Here is a 22,104-nt window from a genome sequence, read left to right on the forward strand (position 1 = left end):
ACCTTTCAAAGCAAGGGGGCATTGCAGTAGGGGTTGTTTCTTTCATTCCTTGCGATCGCTTCGACGTAAAATTATTGATTTACAAGCATTATAGTCTAATTTGGCCAGTTAAGTTGTGTAAGTCCCAGTATAAGATATTTTGTATAATTCTTAAATAAAAAATAGTCAAATGTATTATAATGAAACATAATTTTTTCCTGATAATTAATTAATTAATTCCTATGCGTTAAAAAGTTATAATTTTTTGACAAAATGATAGATTATTACTATAAAAATCCTAAATAGGTTGCGACAAATCAAGGTGACAATTGGGACATTGATTTATGATAAATCTTGATACCCATACTTGGATTTTGTGGTTGAGAGAGCGATCGCTTTCAACTATCACTATCCAAGACTCAACGACAAATCCAACCAAATTTAATTTAAAAATATGTCAAAAACAGTTTATAAAGTCCAAAATTACTCTCACAACAAAGATGTCGATCAATTGTATGCAACAAAGCCGCAAATAACTGCAAAGTTTCCGTTTATGATGAATGGTCTCCATTAGAAGAAATTATTGTCGGAGTGTTAGAAAATGCAAGACTTCCTCAAATTGACCCCAGTGTGCGCGGGGTAGATTTTCCTGAATTAGCTGACGAAGATATCCCAACTGGGCAATTTAGCGATCGCGTCCTAGAAGAAACTCAAGAAGACCTTGCTATTTTGGTTGCCACGTTGCAAGAATTAAACGTGAAAGTTCGTCGTCCAGAAATTACCAACCATTCAATCTCTTTTTCTACCCCTAATTGCTCTACTTGCGGACATTTTAATTATTGTCCTCGCGATCTGTTTCTTGCCATAGGTAATCAAATTATCGAAGCTCCCTCCTCTTCTCGTTCTCGTTATTTTGAAATGGATGCTTATAAAAAAGTATTTTTAGAGTATTTCCATTCCGGTAAAAGCATTGCTGAGTGATGAAAAATTAGCAATTGAAAGGCATCCAGTAATGGAACGTTGGGAAACGCCTTATATGAACGCTTTTGCTGCGTTAGTAACTCGAAATGGGGGTAACATATTAGAATGTGGTTTTGGCTGAGGAATATCGGCTCATGCTATTCAATCTTATTCTCCAAAAGAACATACAATTATAGAACAGCCTATTAATTGAGCGATCGCTTCTTAACCAGAGGCGATCGCTCTCCTCTTCATTTGAATTTCTATTGAATTCTTACTTTTGACTTTTGACTTTCTATGGTGCTAACTTACCTTTACCAAGTCTATTTTTTTCATACCATTCTGCTATATTCGGCACCCAATATTGAACATGAGGCCACATTAACTCACAAAGTTTTTGAATTTCTAATTGAGCATTCTTTTTCCAACGTAAATCCAAAAAATGTAGCAAACTACGACAATTAAAACTAACAACAAAATGCTGACGATAATCAAAAGGAATTTTTCCTCTTGCGTGTTCTTCAGACATTCCAAATTCCATATCAAGTTTGTATTTCTTAGCTGCCTCCAAACACCAATGTAAATCTTGTTCTCGTTGTTCAGCAGAATAATAATATTTTTTACCTTGACGGTCAGAATATTCCCCTACTGGACGTAAATAAAAAGCAGTTTCTATATCCGTTTTTCCCTCTGCAACTGCAATAACTTTTCCCGAACAAAATCGATAACTTTGTACATCGAAAGTAACTCCCACACGATGAGTTCTTGCTTGCTGCATAACACTATGAGGAAAAAAACCACAATTAAAAGTAATTTGAGGATGTTAAACTAAACAAGCTTATTTCCGGATTACTCCTTTATAAAGCCTGTTCGTCTTCAGAACCGGACGTGAGACTTTCACCTCATCACGGCTCCTCTCTTAAACGTCCCTTGTCATGGGTACATCCTTAAAATTCCACTTAAGATCTAATGAGTCCTAATGGTTCACTGCTTTTAAATCCTCGGCAGTTTTAACGTCGTGGCAATGTCGGTGCAACAGTTGTTTGTTTTTATAGGTGTTATCACCGCCTTCAGACCTGGGAACGATGTGGTCAACTTCGATTAAATCCATTGGTCTAAAGTGTAATCCACAAAATGCGCATTTACCTTTTTGTCGCTTAAGTAGCGTTGTAACTTCTTTTCTTACGCCGGGATGTTTGTCGATTCTGCTACTCCAATAAATCCAATCACCATCGTAGGGAGATTTATGACCTCTCACCTTGATGTGCCGTTCAATAGGTACGTCTGAGTGTTGGTTTAGTATAATCTTACCATTAGTAAAAACCCAATTTCTGGTTCCTTTTTGGTGAAAATACTTCTGTTTGACCCAGGTGGCTGACTTATTTGGATGTCTTCTACTTGCCCACCTCCATAGTCTTTTCCATAAGAGATTATCAAGTTTACTAAATGTCTCTTTGCTGACTACGGTTGAATAGTAGTTCGTCCATCCTCTGATTACCGGGTTTAGTTTACCTATAAGTGACTCTACTGGTGGATTTTTATGAGAGTCACATATATCTGCTAATTTCCGATAGTGAGTTCTTATACTCTTAGAGGATGGCTTAATCAGTGTTTTAAATCCTTGCTTGATTGACTTTACTTTCCATTGCCTGATTGTGAATCCTAAAAAGTCAAATCCGGGTTGATTCCTTTCATACTCTTTTAGGGTGTGGACAATTTTAGTCTTTTCTGGTTTTAGCTTTAATCCTTTTTGGTTTAACCATTCCTGTATCACGATTTTTGCTTGCCAGACTACTTCGATGTTCTCATGTAAGATGACGAAGTCATCCGCATAGCGTATTAGGATCAGACTCTTCATTTTGTCTCGCTGGCTTATTTGCCTACCGTTGTTACCTTTCATATCAAGGTTTTTTGCAAATGTCATGAGTCTTTCTTCCATACCGTGTAAGGCGATGTTTGCGCTTTTGGGGACTAATTACCCCTCCCTGTGGGGTTCCTTCCACAGTGTCTAGGAATTTATTGTTGTCAAACACTCCGGATTTTAACCATTGTTTGATTAGTCGTCTGTAGGGTGTTTGGCCAATTTTTCCTAGCAGTGCATCATGGTCAATTCGGTCAAAACACTTGGATATGTCAGCATCAAGGACATATTTGGGCTTTTTGTTGATGCTGGCATAGATGGCTGCAATAGCATCATGTGTTGACCGACCTGGCCTAAAACCATAGCTATTAGGTTCAAAGCGTGCTTCCCACTCTGGTTCCATACCTAACTTCACCAAGGCTTGTAACGCTCTGTCGTACATCGTCGGGATGCCTAATGGGCGTTTTTCATCTTTTCCTGGTTTTGGTATCCAGACTCTAAGGGTTGGACTTGCTTTGGGGTAGCGTGTGTTTAATAATTCGGCCAAGTTAAATCTCTGCATTGGAGGTAAGTTTTTAATCCCATCTACTCCAGCAGCTCTCTTTCCTTGGTTATCCTGTGTCACGCGCCTAACAGCTAGCAACCTTGCGTGGTAGCTTTTTAAAAGAAGTTTTTGGTATCTGTGCATCTTGCGGAATTCGCCACGACTAGATGCTCTGTAAATCAATTTTTGTAATTTGTATACAGATTTTTCTACCTTCTTCCAATTAATATCCTTCCATTTAAGGTTAGGATTGATTGAAACTTGTGAAAGCATATCCTCTGTATCCCATGCTACGCTTAAAAAGCGAGTGCGTAATTCTGAGGTCTCCTCAGAATGTAAGACGCACTCAAGAAAGGGCTTAGGATTCCCTAACTTTCTTTTTAGTGTCTGAGCTTTATTCATTACTATTCATTGCCTTACATTACGTCTAACAGTGGGTACGTCTGCATTACTGCTTTTTACCCAATCCTACTCTCCCTAAGACCTACGTCCAAAATGCGCAGATTGACCTTGAATGGCTTCCTAAGATTTCGACCTATATGCTTAGGTGTCTTAGAGAGGTTTCCTCGTTCCCTTATTCCTTTTTACGGCTGATTTAGTGGGGCAAAATCTCCCGGAGGGTTTGGCATGGTTGTTGATAATAGCTAGAACATACTATTATCCATTAACCCTCTGACTTGTTGTCCTACATCCCATAGCTATCTTAGGGATGGATGGATGTTTCGAGAGTTTGATTACCTTCCTGTTCGTCCACTTGTCAGCCTCTGCTAGAAATCTCACTTGTTTGATAGTTAAAGCTTTGATCCCATTTAGGCCAGCTTCAGGGATTGATGTTCAGTCGCTACCCTGTGGCCTATGCTGTCAACCCAACAACAAGGCGGATGGAATTTCACCATCAAGGACATAAGAGTTATCCATTAGTCGAGGTTGTCCTCATGTATTGACTAAGGATGGCCATTTATATCTAGTTTTACTAGCTTATTGACCAACGAGTCGCACGCTCTATACATCCATAATGCCCACGGTCTCCTGCCAAAAGTCTCTTGACAATTATTTCACCACATTTTGTTTCCGTAGGCCAATTATCTTGTTCGTCAAATACAAATCCTTCACTATAGTTACCCTAAGCATATAAGTTACCTTATATACTCGGCTTCAGAACCGAACGTGAGACTTTCACCTCATTCGGCTCCTCAATTTAGGACTGCTGCCTTTGCTTGCAACGACTTCCCAGGATCATGTCTTTTGTCATGACAGTGTAAATGTAGTACTTCTAGATTTTTATCGGTATTGTTTCCACCTCTAGCTTTGTGCTCAATGTGGTGTTTTTCCAATATATCTCCAGTGCGCGAAAGTTAGTCCGCATTCGGTACATTTTCCTTCTTGTCTTTTAATGATTCTGGCTTTTTAAGAGTCTGAGGTTTTACATTTATCCCCTAATCTCTTTGACCAATAATTATCATCTCCGTTGTCAGGGGAAGCATCTCCCTTGACTTTCACATACGTTTTACTCGCTTGTGTCTCGCGGTAATATGTTTGGGATTCCTAAGGGTCTTTGTTCCTTCCTTCCAGGTTTGGGTATCCAAACTCTTTTGGTTGGCGTGCTTTTATGACTTAACTTTAGCTTTTGAGCTAACTTTAGTGTTTCTGAGGGAGGAAGGGATTTTCTCCCATCTACCCCTGCTGTGTTCTTCCCTTTATTCTCCTGTGTGACTCTTCTTGCTACGATGAGTCTTGCTGACCAAGATTTGACAAGAAGTTTTTGTAGTTTGTGGGCTAACCTCACATTTCCACTTTTAGAAGCATTATAGATTCGTTTTTGGAGCTTGAAGACGTTTTGTTCGGCTGCTTTCCAGTCGATGTCTTTCCATTCCAACGTTGATTTTATCTCTGTTCTGGACATATTTACTCCTACTTAAGAACGTATAATTCCTAAATCGTGAATCTGTGGGCATATCCAACTCATTACAAATTGGCATTAGCTTCGGATTCAATCCCATCTAAGGTGGCTTACGCTAGCTACTACTCAAAGATTCGACCACTTTAAGAGCCTATCCTTAGATTTAATTCGTTCCCATTTCCCGTTGGTATCAGTTTTAGGGTCTTCCTTTTTGCCGAGGTCATTTTGGAGTACCGATAAATATCAAGACTCATATTTATCCCTTAACCTTTGGTGATTTTGACCGCTGCGTATCAACCTAGTTTCGCAACTTTGCTGCTCACGACAAATATAGAAGTTCACTTTCGTTACCCATGACTGAATGCTTGCGAAAATTTTCCATTTAGGTTACGGTATTTGTTCGCTTTTATACCCGCTTCAATGTCAGTAGTCGCTACCTGCTTAACATTGGGGTATATGCTGTCATCGAGGTACTTTCGAGAAGGGACTTGTCAAATCTTGATATTTATTTAACGTAGTTATATTAACTTTTGTTAAATTTTGTCATGATCTGATGTTTATTGACCATGTGATTCTGGTCGTGATTTGACTCACCCTTACGGGAAGTGAGTTGTCTCGGTATCGGGTTTTATCCCTTCCCTATTGACCTGTCTTTCAATATAAAGACAGGTGCTGAGGCCATTACACCTCAAACGAACCGCACGTCTTGATGCAGAGCTGCATAAATTACCTGTTGAGGATTTGGAGTTTTAGCAATCACTTCTACCCGAAATTTATCCATAAAATTTTTCTATATTCAATCAATCTTATAGTTTTATAGTTGATTGATATCCAAGAACAATTATTATTAAAGCATCCTCAGATTGACTATCTAAAAAGTGATAGATTTTTCTTATTTTTGACTTTTAACTTAAACAAATGATACTTTCCCACCGTTTTACAGAAGCTTTAATCTACGCCACTGAGTTACACGCTACCCAAATAGGAAAACTTACAGAACATCCAACATTAAGATGGGTATTTCAATATTTGCAAGGAATTCACTTATTCACAATAAATGGTCGAAAACAAGTAATAAATCTTACATCAGAACGAAGCTTTATTTGAGAAATTTTACCCTCTACTTGTCAAAAATATTATCATTTTCTTTGTGGGTTTAATACCCCACCGTCAACGGGGGTGTTCACGCATTACTTGGGGGAGCGAATCCCCATGTAATTTTCCTCCTGTCTCCTGTCTCCTGTCTCCTGTCTCCTGTCTCCTTCTTCAAGACTGATTTGAGTGGTGTGCGACCACACTACCTAATACTCAAAATTGATTGACGCGATCTACGCGAGTATTGTTGCTCCTGTGTTTTCTGGTGATTATAGCAACTTATTGTTCAGGAACAATACTTTAACCCTCGCTTTTTTATCTATACAAGAATAAGTAGACTGATAATTCTGATGACGATGCTTGTCTATTTATTGTACTACATTTTGTGTTTCAATATGTGGGTCACATTTCTCAGCTTTTAGGGGTAGTTAGTATTGCCCTTGAATATGGAATGAGGATGAGGCCATAGCAGCACTACTTCAGGATGCAATAGAAGATCAAGGTTGGCAACCTGATTTGGACAGAAATTAGACTACAGTTTGGAGAGAGTAACAGAAATAGTAGATGGTTGTACCGATACGGATACAACTCCGAAACCTCCTAGAGAGGAATGTAATGTTCTATATGAATAAGTTTTCAATATACATATTTAATATAAGTAGTGAATTTAATTATGTAATCTTGAGTTTACAAGAGAATTATGAAATTCTGATGAAGATCATCGGGCCTAAAGGCCATAATTTTTAAAGTTTTGGTAAAGTTCCTCGAAACTACTTGAAATTGCTGATGCTGATTGTTAGGATACTAAGTAATAGAAAAAACTTTGAAATTCATGCTTACTATAAGCAATTAACTGTTGAATTCACAACCTATACTTTTGTGAATTCAAGTATATCTAGCTTTTTGATTGATCTGCAAATAAAATTGCGTGATCAAATATAATTGCAAAAATTTATGAGGTGCTAAAAAGGTTTTAATTATGGTTGAATCATTTACTTTAACTAAAAATCACGGAATACAGTTATTTGGTGCAAAAAACAATGAAAATCTGGAAATAATCAATGATCAAACCAAAAACGATAATTCTCCTTTAGATATTTTATTTTTAATTCCTCATCCTTTTTATCAAGACCGAGGTTCACCTATTGCTGATAATTTAGTTTTAAAATTTTTATCACAACAAAACGATAAAATTGATGTAGTAACCTATCCACAAGGAAAAGATGTTGACTATAAAAATACTAATATATACCGTACAATCGACATCCCATTTGTCAAGAATGTACGTCCTGGATTTTCTTGGAAGAAAATTATTTATGACCTATTAATGTTCCTAGAAGTAGCTAGACTACTTTCCAAGAAACGTTATAGTTTAATTCATGCTGTAGAAGAATCAGTATTTATCGCATTACTACTGAAATTTTTGTTGAATATTCCTTACATCTATGATATGGATTCTTCTTTATCTCAGCAAATGATCGAAAAATATCCGTTTATTTCACCTTTTATTTATGTCTTAAAGTGGTTTGAGAAACACGCAGTCAAAAATGCAGAAGTTGTAGTTCCAGTATGTCAAGCTTTGGCTAATAATATCAATCAATATCAACCCAAAAAGGTTGTACTATTACCAGATATTTCTTTGTTAAATGAAAAAAAAGTTGCAACTAAGCATAACCTCAAAAAAGAGCTAAAAATTAGCAATACAATGCTAATGTATGTGGGTAATTTGGAACAATACCAAGGTATGGACTTACTGCTAGATAGTTTTGCTTTAGCACTAAAACAAACAAAAGAAGTTGATTTAGTGATAGTAGGAGGAGAGCAAGAAGATATTAAAAAATATCAAAATAAAGCTAAAAAGTTAGGAATTCAAGAAAAAGTATATTTTCTAGGAAAGAAACCTGCTAGTGAATTAGGAAATTATCTTGCTCAAGCTGACGTTTTAGTATCTCCTCGGATAAAAGGTAAGAATACACCAATGAAAATATATTCTTATCTTGATAGTGGTAAAGCTGTCTTAGCAACTAATTTACCAACTCATACTCAGGTATTAGATGACAAAACAGCAATGTTATCTCACTCTAATCCTCAAGCTTTTTCCAAAGGAATAATTTCTCTAATTAAAGACCCTGAATTAAGATTGAAATTAGGGGAAGCAGGTAAAATCATGGTTCAGAAAAAACATAGTTATGCTGCTTTTTGTGAAAAGTTAGGTAGTCTCTACAATCAAGTAAAAGAAACAATTAACTCTGACAAAAATCAGAATGGAGATTCTGAAAAAAAGCTTGTGCAATCAGGAGATTATCAAGTATCTTAAGGTTAGTAAAGTTATCTTCATCTACATCCTTAGATTTCAGATGTTATGGAAAGAAATTTAACGGAACTAACTAATCAAGTTTACGATGTACTGGTAATAGGTGGGGGAATATATGGAGCTACTCTAGCTAGGGAAGCAAGTCTGTGTGGCCTCTCTGTAGCCCTTGTAGAAAAAAATGATTTTGGTGCGGCAACTTCTGCTAATAGCTTAAAAACTATTCACGGAGGACTGCGATATCTACAAAATGCCGATTTTAAGCGGATGCGGGAGTCAATTCACGAACGCACCACTTTAATGAGAATAGCACCCCATCTTATTCATCCACTGCCAGTTTTGATCCCTACTTATGGACATGGGTTGAAGGGAAAAGAAGCTTTGTCTATAGCATTAGCAGTTAATGACTTGGTAAGTTGCGATCGCAATAGACTCCTAGACCAACAAAAACATATTCCTAACGGTCGTGTCATTTCTCAAAAGAAATGTTTGGAGTTACTTCCTGGTATTTCAACTCAAGGTTTAACTGGAGGAGCTATATTCTATGATGCTCAAGTCTATAATTCAGAAAGACTGAACATATCATTTTTACGCTCTGCTGACCAAAAAGGCGCAACTTTAGCAAACTATGTTGAAGTTAATGGGTTTATTCAAAATGATAATCGCATTACTGGCGTAACGGCAATAGACCGACTAACTGGAAATAAATTAGATATCCGTGGTCAAACATTTATCAATACCTCTGGAGCTTGGGTAAATAAAATTCTAGGTATGGTCAACCAACAAGAGCGATCGCCTTTTGGTTTGGCTAAAGCGATGAATTTAGTTACCACTCGTCCTCTATTTGAAAAATATGCAGTAGGTATTACCAGTAAAAATAGTTCTGCTGACTCAGATGGTATCGTTAACAAAGGTAGTCGCTTTCTATTTATTTCTCCTTGGCGTGGGCGGTCTATGATTGGTACAGAATATGCAGTTTATGCTCAAGACCCCGATGATTTTCAAATTACAGAAGAAGACATAAATGAATTTATTGCTGCTATTAACCAAGCATATCCAGGAGCAAAGTTAAAGCGAGAAGAAATTTCATTTGTACATGGGGGGATGCTACCAACAACTAATGTTAATCCTAAAACTGGCGAACCCGTCTTAGCCAAACATTATCAAATTTTAGATCATTCCGAAACTGGATTATTAGGTTTAATTTCAATAGTAGGAGTGAAATATACCACTGCCAGAGACGTAGCTGAAAAAGTAGTTAATTATCTATTCAAATCATTAGGGAAAAAATCTCCTAAGTCAGTTTCATCAGTTACACCTATATATGGTGGAGAAATAGAAAATTTTAACGCTTTTTTACAGAATGCTATTGTAGAAAACCAAGCAAAAGGTTTAACAGAATCAACTATTCGTCGCCTAGTTTATAACTATGGCTCTGCTTATCCAGAAGTTCTGAATTATTTGGATAATCCTGAGAGTGAACTGCAAGTTATTAAAGCTGAAATTTTCCATGCTATCCATCAAGAAATGGCTCATAAATTAAGTGATGTAATATTGCGCCGGACAGAATTAGGTAGTGCTGGATATCCAGGGGATGAAACTATTCTATTCTGTGCTGAAGTTATGAGCAAAGAGTTAGGTTGGATCCCGACAAAATTACAACAAGAAGTAGAGGAAATCCACAATATTTTTGGATTTACCCCAGTCAAAATTTCCGTCTAGATAAACTCCAGGAAATCTCTAATTTGGTTTTATCCAAGTCATTTCAGTTATCATTTATCAGTTAGCCTCCTAAGTGGTAACTATGTTTTTTCCTTTCCTTTCCTGTTAATGGATTTGTTTTTTTCATACCCTTCAAAGGGGAGGCTTGAGACCTTTTTTTGTCAGAAAATTGAAAGTAAAATTATCTGAAAAAAAACAAACTTTAAGCCATCAAAAATTGAGCTGATTATTTGATCCCCTTAGTTGTGAAATTATCGGGGAGATTTTTTAAGTTAATTAGTATAACTGTCCTGATACCAGCGCCAAAATTATTTTAATACTTTTCCTTTATATCAACAATTTTTAACTATGCCATCTCCAATAGCTCACTCAGTTTCTGGATATGTACTAGCTAAGTTTCTACCCCAGGAAAAATTGAAATATTATCCCTCTCGTTGGTGGAGCTGGGAAACTTTTTATCCTGTTTTTGTCGCTATTTTTGCTGACTTTGATTTTCTACCTCAGTTAATCACAGGCGAAAGATTTCATAGGGGTATTACTCACAGTTTTGTTTTTGCCATTGGTTTTAGTTTCATAGTTAGTTGGCTAATTAGTTATTGTCGGAAATCTTGCTTTAAACAACTATTTTTCTTGACTTTGGTTATCTATAGTTCTCATTTGCTTTTAGATTTTTTTTCTGCCACAAGTGGTTCTGGTTTACAATTTTTATGGCCTTTAACAGATACATATTTTAAGTCAGCAATACCTCTTTTTCGATCAGTTCATTACTCCAGAGGATTATTTGATGCCAGCCATTTTATATTTATTACTTGGGAATTGTCTTACTCAATATTAATTGTCGGTATATTATGGCTGTGGAAAAATTTTCGCTCTAGCAAATTTATTGAATAAATCAATGAATAGTCAAGTCAAAATAAATCAAAAAATTATTGCAGATGCTCATGTTCATATTCATAAATGTTTTGAACTTGACCAACTATTGAATGCATCTCTAGCAAATTTTCAGAAAATATCAAGAACGAAAACCGATACTGAAAACTCAGTTTTTTTGATATTTTTAACAGAAATGCTTGGTGATTTTGAATTTAGTAAAATATTAGAATATGCTCAAAATCATCAGCAAATTAATAACTGGAAATTAACTCCAACTCAAGAATCAATATCAATTTCTGCCACTAATAACGAGAATCAAAAAATTTTCATCATTGCTGGTCGGCAAATTGTAACCGCAGAAAAATTAGAAGTTTTAGCCTTAATTTCAGATAATGAATTTGTAGATGGTTTACCTGTAGAAACTACCATTAAAAATATAGTATCAAAAGATAGTATACCAGTATTACCTTGGGGAGTAGGAAAATGGGTAGGGAAGAGAGGTAATATTTTACAAAAGTTATTAAATTCAGATACCCTTTCTATGGTACATCTCGGTGACAATAGTGGTCGTCCTAATTTTTGGTCAAGACCATCTTATTTTCAACTAGCTGAAAAAAAGGGATGGAAAGTTTTGCCAGGAACAGACCCTCTACCCTTAAAATCTGAATATACCAAACCAGGAAGTTTTGGGTTTATAGTAGAAGGTAAATTTAATATAGTGGAACCAGGAAAAAGCATGAAGCAGATTTTATTAAACCCTACTACTTCAGTTCAACCCTATGGTTGCCTGGAAACACCATTTAGATTTATTCGTAACCAATTTGCGATTAGATATGGTGCTCATAATTAGCAAAATAGAAAGTTTTTAATCAAGGTAAAGAATGGAATATGAAATATGGTTACTACTAATTTTCCAGAAACAGCAGATATAGAAACATCTTCCGATGATTATGCTTCCCGTTTTGCGGGAAATATCGGTGCTTGGTTGCTGAAAATACAGGAAGAAGCGACTTTAAAGATGTTAGCTCCCCATCCCAATGCTAAAATACTAGATGTAGGGGGTGGTCATGGTCAATTAACAGAACCTTTAATTAACAAAAACTACCAACTTACAGTCCTAGGTAGTGCCGAGATTTGTCAGGCAAGAATTAAGAAATTTGTAGATGCTAATCTTTGCTCATTTCAAGTAGGGAATGTTTTAGACTTACCCTATCCAAATGATGCTTTTGATATAGTTATTAGTTATAGATTTCTAGCTCATGTAACTCAATGGCAGAATTTTTTAACAGAACTAACTAGAGTGGCTAAAAAAGCAGTGATAATAGATTATCCTACAGTGCGGAGTGTTAATTCCATTGCTCCCTATTTGTTTAAACTCAAGAAAGGTTTGGAAGGTAATACAAGACCATTTATCTGTTATCAAGAATCAGAAATTTTAGATTATTTCAAATCTCTAGGTTTAAAACAAACAGAACGCTATGCACAATTTTTTATGCCAATGGTAGTTCATCGCGCCTTAAAATCTCCGGGTATTTCTTCAGTATTAGAACAGTCAATTAGATTGACAGGATTAACCAGTTTATTTGGTTCTCCTGTAATTGCCAAATTCTCTAAAAATTAAACTTTAATTGATTTAGAAAAAGAAAAAAATATGGAGGAAGACTTTAAATATAAACTGCTACCCAACTCTCGCGCCTTAATAACTGGGGCAACAGGATTTACAGGTTCAGTGCTGGTAAATAAATTAGTTAAACAAGGGGTAGAAGTAGTAGCGATCGCTCGTCCAACTTCAAACTTAAAACCCTTTGCCGGAATGCCAATAAAATGGCTTCAAGGAGATGTTTTTGACCAAAATTTAATTGATGAAGCTGTGAAAGGAGTTAACTATATATTTCACATGGTGACTCCATTTCGGGAAGCAAAATCTGCTGATGTTGGTTATTATAACGTTCATGTTTTAAGCACTCAACTATTAGCAAAAGCAGCATTAAAAGAAGCAAATTTTAAACGTTTTGTTCACGTTTCTACTATAGGAATTCATGGTCATGTAGAAAATCCACCTGGTGATGAAAATTGTCCAATGAAACCAGGAGATATTTATCAAGAAACTAAATTAGATGGAGAAATTTGGATTAAAAAATTTGGGGAAAAAGAAGGATTACCAGTTACCGTAGTTAGACCAGCGGGAATATATGGTCCGGGAGAAAAAAGACTATTAAAAATTTTTAAATGGGTAGCTAAAGGCAGAGTCCCAGTCATTGGCAATGGTAATAACTTACTACATTTTATTCATGTTGACGATTTGACTAACTTTTTTATATTAGCTGCAACTCATCCCCAAGCAGTAGGAGAAGTTTTTATCTGTGGTAGTCCTGAAGCTATGACATTTAAAAATCTGGTAAATATTATCAGTGAATATTATGGGGTTTCGGCAAAATTTTTGCAGTTCCCCGCAGCTCCTGTATTTGCACTCGGAGACATTTTAGAATTTATTTGTCGGCCTTTAGGAATTGAACCACCTATATATAGAAGGAGGTTAGCATTTTATACAAAAGACCGCTCATTTAATACAATCAAAATGAGCAATTTATTAGGGTTTGTGCCTGCTCATTCAGATGCAGAAGGATTAAAAGAACAAGCTCAATGGTATTTAGATAATGGCTGGCTTTCACTTTCTAAATAAAATTCAATTAAATTAACTAGAGGATTAACAATGACAGTTCCTCAAGAAGTAAAAAAAATTGACAAAATTCCTTTAACAGAACAGCTTAATCAAAAAGAATCATCTTTATTAAAAACTTATCAAGCTAAAGTATTAGGAGATGATAATATTAGCTATTTAATTCAATATGAATTAGCAACATTATTACTGAGCAATATTTCTGGTGGATTAGGATATGTATTGAGGAAAAAAATTTACCCCGCCCTGTTTAAAAAAGTAGGAAAAGGAGCAATATTTGGCAAAGGAATTGTCTTACGTCATCCAGGAAAAATCACTATGGGACATGGGGTAGCAATAGATGATTATAGTTTACTTGATGCTAGTGGAGCTGGAGAAGAAGGTGTTAGTTTAGGAGATAATGTCATCGTTTCCAGAAATTGCGTAATTCAGGGAAAAACTGGAGCAGTTGTCATTGGAAAAAAAACAGATATTGGTTGTAATACTATTATATCTTCAGGTAATGGAATTTTTATTGGCTCTCATGTTTTAATTGCTGGCAACTGTTATATAGGTGGGGGTAGATATATATCAGATTGCTTGGATATTCCGATGATGGAACAAGGGGTTTATTCAAAAGGAGCTGTTATGATTAGTGATGATGTTTGGTTGGGAGCGGGGGCAATAGTTTTAGATGGGGTGAAAATTGGTAAAGGATGTATAGTGGGAGCAGGGGCGGTGGTAACTAAAGATTTACCAGATTATGCTATTGCTGTTGGTGTACCAGCCAAGATAACTCGGATGCGTAACGGGGGGGCTTAATTTTAAATATCAATTATTAACTTAAATAAATAGTCTAAATAATAAATATTGTGGATCTACATCTAACTAAACAGAAGGAAGAGACTCAACAACATTTACCAAAACCGATCCGGGTTATGCACATAATTGATAAATTAAGTGTATCTGGTTCAGTGATTCATGGAGTAACCAGAGTAATTGAAAGGTGGATACCTCATTTCGCTCCTGAGAAATTTCAGTTTTGTGTTTGCAGTCTTCGTTCTCCTGAAATATCAGGTGAAATATTTGAGAAACAGGGAACACCAATCTATTTTTTGAGTAAAGGAAAATTTGATCCAACGACTTTAACCAGTTTACTGAAACTTATCAAACAGGAAAAGCCTAATATTTTACATTTGCACGGTTATGGTGCAGCAAATTTTGGTCGTTTAGCAAGTTGGTTAACAGGAATTCCTAATATAGTACATGAACACGCTGTTTTTCCTAATCAACCTTTATATCAAACTATAGCTGATACACTTTTATCTCCTTTAACAACTAAGGCACTCGCAGTTTCCGAACCTGTGCGAGAATTTATGATTTCCCAGCGCAAAATTCAACCAAAAAAGCTAGAAACAGTAATTATTGGGTTGCCACTAGCTGAGTTTCAAGCACCTAAACCAGACCAAATAAAAGTAGTTCGTCAAGAGCTTGGCATTTTACCAGATGAACAAGTTATTACCACAGTGGGTCGCTTAGATACACAAAAAGGTCAAATTTATCTTCTCAAAGCTGCATCTTCTATCTTAAGAGACTTCCCGAAAACTCGCTTTTTAATAGTTGGTGATGGACCAGATATGTCAATGCTTCAGTCTTATGCTGAACAAGAAGGAATTAGTAAACAAGTAATTTTTACTGGGTTTCGTAAAGATGTCCCTGCTTTACTAACTTTATCAGATGTTATAGCTATGCCTTCACTTTGGGAAGGATTTCCTTTAACTCTCTTAGAAGCAATGAATTTGAAAAAGCCAGTAGTGGGAACTCCTGCTCCAGGAATTCCAGATGTGATTAGTGATTGGGAGACAGGATTTATCGTACCTTTCAAAAATAGTGAGATGTTAGCTGAAAAAATCATTGAGTTACTAAAAGATATGGAGTTAGCCCAAATGATGGGAGACAAAGCTTGGGAAGTTTGCCAAAATTATGATATATCGAATTCAGTACAGCGCCTAGGTACAATTTATGCGGATTTATTATAATGTTTCATTTTTAACCCAATTTTTATGTAATCCCAGTATTAATATTTAATCAATTATGATCTCTGTGTTATCCTATTGTGTAAAAGTAGGGAATTTGGTATCTATCCTTGGTTAAAATACTACGGGAATTTAGAGATAACTCAGAAACAATTATGGGGCATTCCTGACAAAAACAATTCTAAGATGATGACAGAAAAGATAATTTCGCGAACTCTAGAAACACCATTCTTGATCGTAGGTTGTCCACGCTCAGGTACAACTTTGCTTCAAATTATTATAGATGCGCATCCCAATATTATTATTCCTCCAGAAAGTCATATCTTTGAACGTTTTTCAGATATATTCAACTATTATGGAGACCTGCAAAAAGACTCTAATCTTTACCTTTTTGTCAAGGATATTCTACAGGATTAATGAATTATTTAAACTGATGTTACTCTCAAAAAGTTTTCTTGTCTTCTTCTAACTCTTCTTGTGGGTATCCCATTAAATTATGAAAGCTCTACTCTCTCGAATCGACTTCTCCTATATATACGCCTTTCTAGGTGAAGCAACTCTAGCTCTCACCTTCATTTTTTATATAATCCTAGCCAGAGTTCTAGGACCTCAAGAGTATGGGGTTTTTGCAGGAGCAGTTGCTCTAGCAGCAATTCTTTCCCTATTTATTCAATTTGGATTTCCTACCCTAATGACTCGTGAAGTAGCTGCAAATCCATTAGAAGCTCCTAAATCTACTATCAGATTTCTTTTACTCGAAGGATTGAATTCTTTACCCATTCTTTTAGTTCTGGTGCCTATTGCACAATTACTAGGTTTTGAGGGAAATGGTCTAATAGTTTGCTACTTAGCTGTCTTTTCTGAAGTCTGTCGTAGTGCTAAACAAACTCTGCGGGCTGTATTACGAGGTTTAGGAGACTTTCGTGGTGAGAGCATTTCTGTTGCTATAGAGCGATTTTTCGTAGTATTATTTGCAAGTGGGGTATTATTTTGGTCTGAGAACTTGGTATTGGTGTTAGCAACTGTAGTAGTATTCCGTACCCTCGACATCCTAGTACTACTTTATTACCTGAGCAAAAAAATATCTATTTGGTCTCCCATTAATTTTAGCAATCTCTGGGAAACCCTGAAGATGGCTTACCCTTTTGCCATATCTGGAGTTCTCTGGATTTTATACTATCAAATCGACTTAGTAATGCTTAAGGGGTTAACTACTCCAGAACAAACAGGATTTTACAGTGTTAGTTACCGAACAATAGAAATATTTTCTGCCTTACCTCGTGTAATCTTTTATGTCGGTTTCACCAGATTTACCAAATGCTTTACTACAAACCCTGATAATCTGCCAATAGAAACTTATAAATCAACCAAGCTTCTACTAACTATAGTTTTACCAACAATTGTTGTTGCTGGATTTTGTCAGACTATCATCATTGATATCATTTATGGGGAAGCTTTCTATCCTGCTATTAATTCTCTAGCAATCCTACTTCCCAGTCTAAGCATTAAAATGTTTGGCACTTTGGTAGAAACTTTTTTACAGACTACAAGAAGGGAAAAATCTTTACTAAAATTATTGCTAGTAACGGTAATCGTAAATATTGCTGCTAATGCAATTTTGATTCCTCATCTACAAGCAGTGGGTGCAGCGATCGCTACTTTATTAAGTGAAGTTGTCTTAGCGATTTCTGGTTTGGGTTTAATGGCTTACATGGGATATAAAATAGGTCGATATTTGTGTTTAATTGCAACAATTAGCTTATTACTTGCGGGGGTGCCATCTCTAATTTTGTATGGATTAAACCCTGGTATAGCCATAGGAATAATGACTATAAGTATAGTAGCTATTGTTTTTTTGATGGTTCCCAAGCAATTTTTCAGGTATAGTATAGATAGCATAAATACTAAAAAATAAATTATGAATACTTACTTGGTCAAAAGAAATTTCTTGAAAATTAGAGTTGATATATTCTTATTTTTTCTATTGTTTCTGAGTAGTGGATGCAGTCAATTATCAAGTTTGCCCTATTCTTCGATTAAACCTAAGATCATAGAATTAGATTTACCTGCTGAAGATGAAGGAATAGGTGGACTAATTACATCAGATGTGAATGATGATGGTCAGAAAGATTTAATCGTCACTAAACCTGGTCATCTTGTAGTTTATCAAGGAAATGGACAAAAACTTTGGGCAAAACAAATCGATATTCAAGTTACCAGAAAATCAGAGAAGGATGGACTACCTGGATTGCAAGGACCTGGAGTACAAGCAGGTGATATAGATGGAGATAGTAAAACAGAAGTATTATTTTTAACTAAAGATAACACTCTTCATATTGTTGAGGGTGAAAGTGGAAAAACCAAGAAAACTATCCCTCTGAAATCACCAGCAGGAACAGAAAGGTGGGAGCATCTAGTAATTACTAATTTTCGTGGGCAAGGCGATAGGGATTTATTACTGCAAACCACTAACTCAAAAGGATATCGCACGGGAGTCTTTTTAGCTGCTTATGCAATAGATGAATTGCTGAAAAAAGAAGACCCCCAACCTCTATGGACGAGAGATGATTTTGTAGCCAGTGCCCATAATGGGGCTCGAGTAGCAGACTTGAATGCAGATGGGAAAGATGAAGTTTTGGGTGGTACCCTGATTTCACCAGATGGAGAGATACTAATTCAAATTTCCTTGAAAGGTCATGTTGATGCCATATTTGTTGCTGATGTCCGGCCAGACATTCCTGGATTAGAGGTAGTAGCTTTGGAAGAGAGTGGTCGTAGTCGAAGTGGTGGTAATCGAGTTTTTCTATTTAACAGCGATCGCTTAATCTGGGAAACTCACTACAAAAATGAAGAACCTCAAAATGCTACTATTGGTAACTTTGAACCCAATCGACCAGGGCTAGAAATATGGTCTCGCAGTCGTTATCCAGAACATCAGAAACCTTTTATATTTGATGCTCAGGGTCAGCTCATTGCCAACTATGAAATGGACAATGTTGCGCCTAGAGGTTGGACAGTCAGAGGTGTAGAAGTCATATTTACCATAGATTGGACAGGAGAAGAGAAACAGTTAGCTGCTGCCAAAGAGCGCCATGAATCAGGAGATGTAGCAATTTTCGATCCTTTGACTGGGGAATTTGTCTACAGGTTTAAAGAAAAGGCTGATCGTCTTTATGTAGCGGATGTGTCTGGAGACTGGCGAGAGGAATTGATTGTTCTCAACGGAAATCAGTTGCACATTTACAGTAACCCCGAACCAAATCCAAATCCGAATCGCCCTAGATTATGGTCTCAAAATCATTACCGCCGTAGTAAAATGACCTGGAATTATTATAGCCCATAGGTTTTGACATCTTTGAATACGATACAGCAGATTTCAGACAAATGACGTACAAGGTGAATGGTGAAAATATTGCAGTGCGGGTATATTGCCTGCGATGGGTGTACCTCATAACGCGCGGAAACCGCTGTATATGAATTACCCAACCAGAAAAATTTTTTTTTGATTACTACTAATGAAAGAAATAAAACGATATTTTACTAAAGTAGATTTGCTGCAAAAATGGCTTCCAATTACTTTAATTCTATTATTAGCTACTGGATTATATCTCTATCAACTAGGTACAGAAAGTCTTTGGATAGATGAACTCATCAGTGTAGATCGAGCAAAAAGAGATATTTTAGATCTCTTGTGGAGAGGCCGTACTCATCTCATTCTCCTCAAAGGTTGGATGGTATTTGGCTATAGCGATAGTTGGCTGCGCGGGTTATGCGTTATTTGTACTATAGGTAGCGTTTTCTTAATTTATCAACTTGGTTGTCGTTTGGCAAGTAAACCTGTAGGTTTAATTTCTGCTCTACTTATGGCTGTGTCTCCTTTGTTTATTCATCATGCTCAAGAGGTGCGGATGTATGGGGTGAGCACTTTTTTTGGATTAGTTGGTACTCTGGCTTTAACTTTTGCTTTAGAATCTCCCAATAAGTTTTCTATCGCTTTTTGGGCGGTCGCTCGATACTTAGCTATTCGTTCTACACCACTAAATTTACTCTTATTACTACCAGACATAGTTTTATTTGGTTGGAAGTTTCGTAAGCAAAAGCGTGTATTATTGAGTTTTATTACTGGATTGATTGTTATTATTGTATTATGGTCTCCCCTTATAATTGATTTAGCTATTCGTTCGGCTCGATTTATGGGTGGATTCAGAGGAACAGTAGACCCAAGTGTAGAAAATGTAAAATCTAATTTAAAATCTGTCCCCACTATAATTAATGTACTACTACAACCTGGACGTTTTACTGCTTGGTCATTTGGCAGACCTAATTCAACGGTAATTTTCTGGTTTTATAATCTCTACTCCGTAATGGTAGCTAGTTTAATAGGTTTAGCCTTTTTTGAGAAACGAAATTCACATAAACTTGGTTGGGCAGCTGCCTGGGGATTTTTACCTTTAATTCCAATATTTTTAGTTTCTCAAATTTCCCGTTCTCTCTGGGTAGATCGTTACCTTCTGTTTACTGCCCCCTATCTTTTTATCCTTTTGGCAGCAGGGTTTATGGGAGTTTGGCGTCGGTGGCGAATCCCGGTAGTGGCGATCGCTCTGATATATTTTGTTGCTATTGGTGGGGGTTTGAAGCGTTACTATACAGTAAAGGATCGAGAAGATTGGCGGGGTTTTGTCCAACTTATTCAAACCAACGAGCAGTCTGGGGACGTAATTGTTTGGAAAGCTAATCAGTCACGTCCCAGAGCATTGAATCATTACTATAGGGGTTCTGCAACTATTGAGGTAAGAATAGACGAACCTGAAGATAATCCCCAAGCTGTAGAAAGTTGGCTGGAAAGTTTACCAAAAACTAGATCGCGCATCTGGTTAGCATATGCTAATCCATCACCAACGCTACTGTCTGGCATTGAAAAGAAGTTTAAAGCTGAAGAAGTTTACAAAATTAAGGTTAATGGCACATTAGAGCTTTTCTTGTTAACACCCCGTACTTCTGAGATATAGAATAAGCGATATCGAGTTGAGTTTTTTTATGGGCTATTTCTCTATTGAACGCTTGTTTTTGGGAAATAGTCATAGATTTTTTGATTTCATCAATATCAATATTAATTAGCGAAATAAAAAATTTAATCCGTGTTGATTTTGATACAAATTATGCTAAAGTTTATCAGACCTAAGCTATTATTCACTATATTTATTTCATTGCTGATTTTTCTCTACATTCCTAATTTAAAACGGCAGAAAGTTTCCGCTCAATTTATTTCATCACCTGAAGTTAATGCCTTAGATGATAGTTTAAATAATGTTAGTATTTCTTATTTTGTTCAATCAGTATTTAATTATAGTCAACAACTCTACGGCGAGCCAAGAATAGCAGTAAAAAAAGTAAATTTACGCTTACATACAAGTCCTTTAGCTTCACTTGATAATGCAAATCAAGGTGAGTTTACTATCTATTTAAGTCGTAAACCCTCTGAATATGCTTTTCACGGACAGTTAAGTCATGAAATTTTTCACTTATTAAATGCGCAATTACTTGATTGTTATGTAGAGGGTCTGGCTACTGTTTTTGCTGAGAAAGTGTTAACTCGTAAGGACTTAGATTGGAGTGGGTGGGAAACATATTTTCAACAAGATTCCGAACCTTTTTACAGCTTGACTTACTCTATGATAAAAGAAGTTAGTGAAACAGCAGGTTCAGCAAATATGAGTCGTTTGCTTGAGTTTGCTGTTGACAATAAGGCTAGTAAAAAGTGGATGCATATTGATATTGATGGATGGTTATCTTTAATGTCTAATTATGTAAAAATTGAAGTAGAAAAGGTGATTAATAAATATATTGTTCAAGTTAAACCAGTAGTTGGATCAAAGAATAATATGTATACTTGTTTAGCACCTACAAAAAATTGATGAATATGTTCGACAATTAATAATTAATAATTTTGTAAATATACCAGCGCTCATTACTATATAATAAAAGCATACACCAAATCAAAGTAAATATGCGAACCGCCTACCAGTACAAGCTATTACCCAACAAAGAACAAATAGCCACTATTCAATTGTGGTTGGAATTGTTGCGTCGGCAGTACAACTATAGGTTAGGAGAGCGGTTTTCGTGGTGGTCAGAAAATCGTTGTCCAGTTAACGCTTGCCCTT

Annotated in this window: 20 protein-coding genes and 2 pseudogenes; 18 read left to right on the forward strand and 4 right to left on the reverse strand. The window is 36.1% G+C overall.

What is annotated here, in order from left to right; genetic code table 11:
- Positions 1-570: 570 nt before the first annotated feature.
- Positions 571-960: a hypothetical protein gene (locus tag F6K27_RS25935; RefSeq protein WP_287279032.1), complete on the forward strand. Its 390-nt coding sequence runs from the start codon at positions 571-573 to the stop codon at positions 958-960.
- Positions 950-1,081 (forward strand): hypothetical protein, encoded by a 132-nt coding sequence (locus F6K27_RS25940; RefSeq protein ID WP_287279033.1) that lies wholly within the window; start codon positions 950-952, stop codon positions 1,079-1,081. The genes F6K27_RS25935 and F6K27_RS25940 overlap by 11 nt, the downstream gene beginning before the upstream one ends.
- A 153-nt stretch (positions 1,082-1,234) precedes the next feature.
- Here the strand turns inward: F6K27_RS25940 and thyX are convergent, their stop codons facing one another.
- The 4 genes and pseudogenes from thyX to F6K27_RS25960 all read right to left on the reverse strand — a co-directional run bounded on the left by thyX (position 1,235) and on the right by F6K27_RS25960 (position 5,247).
- Positions 1,235-1,753, reverse strand: a complete 519-nt coding sequence (gene thyX, locus F6K27_RS25945; RefSeq protein WP_275670449.1) for an FAD-dependent thymidylate synthase — start codon at positions 1,751-1,753, stop codon at positions 1,235-1,237.
- Positions 1,754-1,915: 162 nt separating this feature from the next.
- Positions 1,916-3,746, reverse strand: a pseudogene (gene ltrA, locus F6K27_RS34040) (group II intron reverse transcriptase/maturase).
- Positions 3,747-4,537: 791 nt separating this feature from the next.
- Complete coding sequence (locus F6K27_RS34045) at positions 4,538-4,678, reverse strand: HNH endonuclease signature motif containing protein (RefSeq protein ID WP_353734884.1); 141 nt, start codon at positions 4,676-4,678, stop codon at positions 4,538-4,540.
- Between the two features lie 173 nt (positions 4,679-4,851).
- The gene (locus F6K27_RS25960; RefSeq protein WP_287243144.1) at positions 4,852-5,247 is read right to left on the reverse strand and encodes a reverse transcriptase N-terminal domain-containing protein; all 396 of its coding nucleotides are present in this window, start codon (positions 5,245-5,247) and stop codon (positions 4,852-4,854) included.
- A 915-nt stretch (positions 5,248-6,162) separates the two neighbouring features.
- Between F6K27_RS25960 and F6K27_RS25965 the strand changes: the two genes are divergently transcribed.
- From F6K27_RS25965 to F6K27_RS26040, 16 genes and pseudogenes are all read left to right on the forward strand, one after another.
- Positions 6,163-6,351 carry a hypothetical protein gene (locus tag F6K27_RS25965; RefSeq protein WP_124147204.1) on the forward strand — a complete coding sequence of 63 codons (189 nt, stop codon included), beginning with the start codon at positions 6,163-6,165 and terminating at the stop codon, positions 6,349-6,351.
- Positions 6,352-6,736: 385 nt separating this feature from the next.
- Positions 6,737-6,941, forward strand: a pseudogene (locus F6K27_RS34430) (HD domain-containing protein); the annotation flags it as partial.
- Between the two features lie 377 nt (positions 6,942-7,318).
- Positions 7,319-8,656 (forward strand): glycosyltransferase family 4 protein, encoded by a 1,338-nt coding sequence (locus F6K27_RS25975; RefSeq protein WP_287279036.1) that lies wholly within the window; start codon positions 7,319-7,321, stop codon positions 8,654-8,656.
- 45 nt (positions 8,657-8,701) lie between these two features.
- A complete protein-coding gene (locus F6K27_RS25980) occupies positions 8,702-10,372 on the forward strand; it encodes a glycerol-3-phosphate dehydrogenase/oxidase (RefSeq protein ID WP_287279037.1) in 1,671 nt (556 codons plus the stop codon).
- A 348-nt stretch (positions 10,373-10,720) separates the two neighbouring features.
- On the forward strand, positions 10,721-11,263 hold the full coding sequence (locus tag F6K27_RS25985) for a metal-dependent hydrolase (protein ID WP_287279038.1): 543 nt from the start codon (positions 10,721-10,723) through the stop codon (positions 11,261-11,263).
- 4 nt (positions 11,264-11,267) lie between these two features.
- Positions 11,268-12,095, forward strand: a complete 828-nt coding sequence (locus F6K27_RS25990) for a hypothetical protein (RefSeq protein ID WP_287279039.1) — start codon at positions 11,268-11,270, stop codon at positions 12,093-12,095.
- 45 nt (positions 12,096-12,140) lie between these two features.
- A complete protein-coding gene (locus F6K27_RS25995) occupies positions 12,141-12,866 on the forward strand; it encodes a class I SAM-dependent methyltransferase (protein ID WP_287279040.1) in 726 nt (241 codons plus the stop codon).
- 30 nt (positions 12,867-12,896) lie between these two features.
- Positions 12,897-13,928, forward strand: a complete 1,032-nt coding sequence (locus tag F6K27_RS26000) for an NAD(P)-dependent oxidoreductase (RefSeq protein ID WP_287279041.1) — start codon at positions 12,897-12,899, stop codon at positions 13,926-13,928.
- A 30-nt stretch (positions 13,929-13,958) separates the two neighbouring features.
- Positions 13,959-14,726, forward strand: coding sequence for a DapH/DapD/GlmU-related protein (locus F6K27_RS26005; protein ID WP_287279042.1), 768 nt, complete (start codon positions 13,959-13,961; stop codon positions 14,724-14,726).
- Positions 14,727-14,776: 50 nt separating this feature from the next.
- Positions 14,777-15,943 carry a glycosyltransferase family 4 protein gene (locus F6K27_RS26010; RefSeq protein ID WP_287279043.1) on the forward strand — a complete coding sequence of 389 codons (1,167 nt, stop codon included), beginning with the start codon at positions 14,777-14,779 and terminating at the stop codon, positions 15,941-15,943.
- A 183-nt stretch (positions 15,944-16,126) separates the two neighbouring features.
- Positions 16,127-16,357, forward strand: coding sequence for a sulfotransferase (locus F6K27_RS26015; protein WP_287284647.1), 231 nt, complete (start codon positions 16,127-16,129; stop codon positions 16,355-16,357).
- Between the two features lie 79 nt (positions 16,358-16,436).
- Positions 16,437-17,855, forward strand: a complete 1,419-nt coding sequence (locus F6K27_RS26020; protein ID WP_287279045.1) for a flippase — start codon at positions 16,437-16,439, stop codon at positions 17,853-17,855.
- A 3-nt stretch (positions 17,856-17,858) separates the two neighbouring features.
- Positions 17,859-19,283 carry an FG-GAP-like repeat-containing protein gene (locus F6K27_RS26025; protein WP_287279046.1) on the forward strand — a complete coding sequence of 475 codons (1,425 nt, stop codon included), beginning with the start codon at positions 17,859-17,861 and terminating at the stop codon, positions 19,281-19,283.
- A 172-nt stretch (positions 19,284-19,455) separates the two neighbouring features.
- A complete protein-coding gene (locus F6K27_RS26030) occupies positions 19,456-20,949 on the forward strand; it encodes a glycosyltransferase family 39 protein (protein ID WP_287279047.1) in 1,494 nt (497 codons plus the stop codon).
- A 150-nt stretch (positions 20,950-21,099) separates the two neighbouring features.
- The gene (locus F6K27_RS26035) at positions 21,100-21,855 is read left to right on the forward strand and encodes a hypothetical protein (protein ID WP_287279048.1); all 756 of its coding nucleotides are present in this window, start codon (positions 21,100-21,102) and stop codon (positions 21,853-21,855) included.
- 92 nt (positions 21,856-21,947) lie between these two features.
- Positions 21,948-22,104 (forward strand): helix-turn-helix domain-containing protein (locus tag F6K27_RS26040; protein WP_287279049.1); only part of this gene is annotated, 157 nt, incomplete at its 3' end.

This window comes from Okeania sp. SIO2F5, assembly GCF_010692685.1.
Taxonomy (GTDB): Bacteria; Cyanobacteriota; Cyanobacteriia; order Cyanobacteriales; family Microcoleaceae; genus Okeania; species Okeania hirsuta.